Below are 2701 nucleotides of genomic sequence, written 5' to 3'. Positions count from 1 at the left end.
TTCTGTTTTCAAGGTGCCGTCCATCGATGAACTACCCTAAGTCTACACGAAAAAAATGCAATTCCCGGAATATTGCGAGAATTGCATTTTGATGAAGTTTACACTTTGGAACTTGCATTTTTGCAATCATTCTGTATAATGGAAGTATGCGGAGGAGGTGCGTATCTATGGCTTTACCCGGAACGCCCGGACAGCGGATTTCCGATTTATGCAACGGGAACCACATCACACAAAAGGAACTTGCGGAGAAGATAGGCGTTTCCGCTTCCCAGTTGAGCCGCATTGTCAGCGGCGAAACAAGAACGGTCAGCAGTGATATTCTCATAGGTGTGGCAAAGGAATTTAAGGTATCGACAGACTACATACTGGGCTTGTCTACCGTGAGCGTTCGTAAAAGCTACGATATTTCTGAATTAGGCTTGTCCGAGGGAGCCGTGAGGGGGCTTGTGACGGGTGCTGTTGATGTGCAAATCCTCAACCGCCTGTTGGAACACAGGAATTTTCCTAAGCTGATAGATTTGATACGGATTTATTTTCAGGACACAGCGGCAAAAGGCATAACAGCAAGAAACCAGCTTATCGAGATAGCAACGGCTTCCCTGTCCGACCTGATGAAAGAACACCCGGAACACCGGGCGGAAGCAAAGCAGGATTTACAGCTTTTGAACGCCCAGAAGATGGGGGAACATGAGGCGGAGATTGAGAAAATCAAAAATGTGTTCCTTGCTATCCTGCGGGATATTAAGAAAGACATTTACAACGGGGAACAGCCGGGAGAAGCTGTGACCGCCGCGATGTTCCAAGCCATGCGGGACGCATTGGCGGAACAGAAGCAAAACCCGCTTTCCATTGACGATGTAGCGGCGATGGTTGCCGGACAGATCGGACAGCTTACGCCGATGGATGAAGAAACTGCCGACCTGTTCAAGCAGTTGGCAAAAAAGATGATGAAAGGAATAGAATAATAGCCTGTTATTCGAGATAATAATATGCCATTAGTAAAGCATGACTACCCTGTTTTAGAGTACGATACCGCATCAAAAGCTGTTTTTCAGCCGGGAAATGGGAAAAAATGTTTTCCTGCAAAAGCAGTGTTTGCTTTTTTAGGAGACGAGGTTGAAAATTATGCACATACCCATGATGGAATACAGATAGATGAATTTGAAAGTGCAACAAGACGATATCCTATTTATGAATGTCTTTATAATCAGGAGAAAATATGTCTATGTCCGGCTCCTGTGGGAAGTGCTGCTGCCGTCCAAGTTTTAGAATATTTAATTGCAGGGGGTGTAACAAAGATTATTTCCGTCGGCTCCTGCGGCGTATTGGAAGACATCCCGGAAAATAGATTTTTGATACCTGTTTCTGCATTGAGAGATGAGGGAACATCTTACCATTATCTTCCTCCCTCCCGAGAAGTAGAGATTTCAAAGGCTGGTATAAATGCGATTGAATCTGCTTTAAGCCAAAAGAATATACCATATTGGGAAGTTAAAACATGGACAACAGACGGTTTTTATCGAGAAACAGTAGAAATGGTTCAGTATCGGAAAGAAGAGGGATGTCAAGTAGTAGAAATGGAATGTTCCGCATTGGCGGCGTGTGCAAAATTTAGAAAAGTTACATGGGCTATGCTGCTTTTTTCAGCCGATACTCTTGCAGACCCTCATAAATACCAAGAAAGAGAATGGGGAAAAACAAGTATATCCATAGCCTTAGAATTAGCCTTAGACGCTGTTTTATCAGTTGTTGAGGAGTAAAAATAAATACATATAGGAGTTACAATGAATATAAATGAATTTCCACAACAAGTAAATCAAGTTATTTCAATAGCAGAAACCATATTACAAGGTCAAATATTGGGGATATATTTATATGGTTCAGCAACAATGAATGGGCTGCGTCCAGATAGTGATATAGATATACTGATAATTACTAAACAAGAATTGAGTAATTCAATCAGAGCAGATCTAACAAAGCAATTATTGAAAATTTCTGGCTCCGTAGGCTGTATTGAAAAAAGACCTTTAGAGGTAACTATTATCAATCAATCTGATATTGTTCCGTTGCAATTTCCGCCAAAATGTCAGTATATGTATGGTGAATGGCTAAGGGGAGAGATGGAAGCAGGAGAATATCCGCAAGCCTGCAATGACCCAGATATAATGATTTTATTATGGCAAGCAAGAAAAAATAGCATAACTTTGAAGGGGGCGGAAAGCAAAGAGCTTATTCCCGCTATCCCATTTCACGAAATTAAAAAAGCAATTCGGTTTTCTTTACCTGGTTTGATTTCCAGCTTTAAGGGTGATGAAAGAAATGTGTTATTAACCTTATCACGAATGTGGTTTACTTTAGTAACAGAAGAAATCACGACAAAAGATGTTGCCGCAAAATGGGTAATTTTAAAATTGCCGGAGAGATTTTCCCCCCTGCTAACAACGGCAAAGGAAGCTTATTTGGGAAATTTGTCTGATGAATGGGAGACAGTAGAAAAGGAAGCGATGGCACTTGTAGAATATATGAAAAAACAAATTGAGGAATTACTTAGAACAGAGTAGCAAAGTTAGCGGGGCCAATCAACGGTCAAGATGAACGGCGCATATGAAGTGGCCCCAAAAAATTTGCGATGTTTTAAACCCGCGCCCTCAGGCGTTGCTTACTTCCTCCGCTTGTGGGGGTCCGTTAATATATTCCGCGC

3 protein-coding genes are annotated in these 2701 nt (G+C 41.8%); all 3 read left to right on the top strand.

Annotated features, from left to right (window positions below; genetic code table 11):
• The first annotated feature begins 167 nt into the window (after positions 1–167).
• From ACTNBR_RS16160 to ant(9), 3 genes are read left to right on the top strand one after another with little or no spacing between them, the layout of a single operon-like run.
• Complete coding sequence (locus ACTNBR_RS16160) at positions 168–965, top strand: helix-turn-helix domain-containing protein (RefSeq protein WP_271824377.1); 798 nt, start codon at positions 168–170, stop codon at positions 963–965.
• A gap of 24 nt (positions 966–989) precedes the next feature.
• The gene (locus tag ACTNBR_RS16155; protein WP_002578723.1) at positions 990–1760 is read left to right on the top strand and encodes a nucleoside phosphorylase; all 771 of its coding nucleotides are present in this window, start codon (positions 990–992) and stop codon (positions 1758–1760) included.
• Between the two features lie 24 nt (positions 1761–1784).
• A complete protein-coding gene (ant(9), locus tag ACTNBR_RS16150) occupies positions 1785–2561 on the top strand; it encodes an aminoglycoside nucleotidyltransferase ANT(9) (protein ID WP_052084611.1) in 777 nt (258 codons plus the stop codon).
• The last annotated feature ends 140 nt before the right edge of the window (positions 2562–2701 follow it).

It is taken from the genome of Bariatricus sp. HCP28S3_F11 (assembly GCF_052065395.1).
Taxonomy (GTDB): domain Bacteria; phylum Bacillota; class Clostridia; order Lachnospirales; family Lachnospiraceae; genus Allocoprococcus.
Note: the sequence above shows the minus strand (reverse complement) of the source record. Positions and strands in the feature narration are given on the sequence as shown.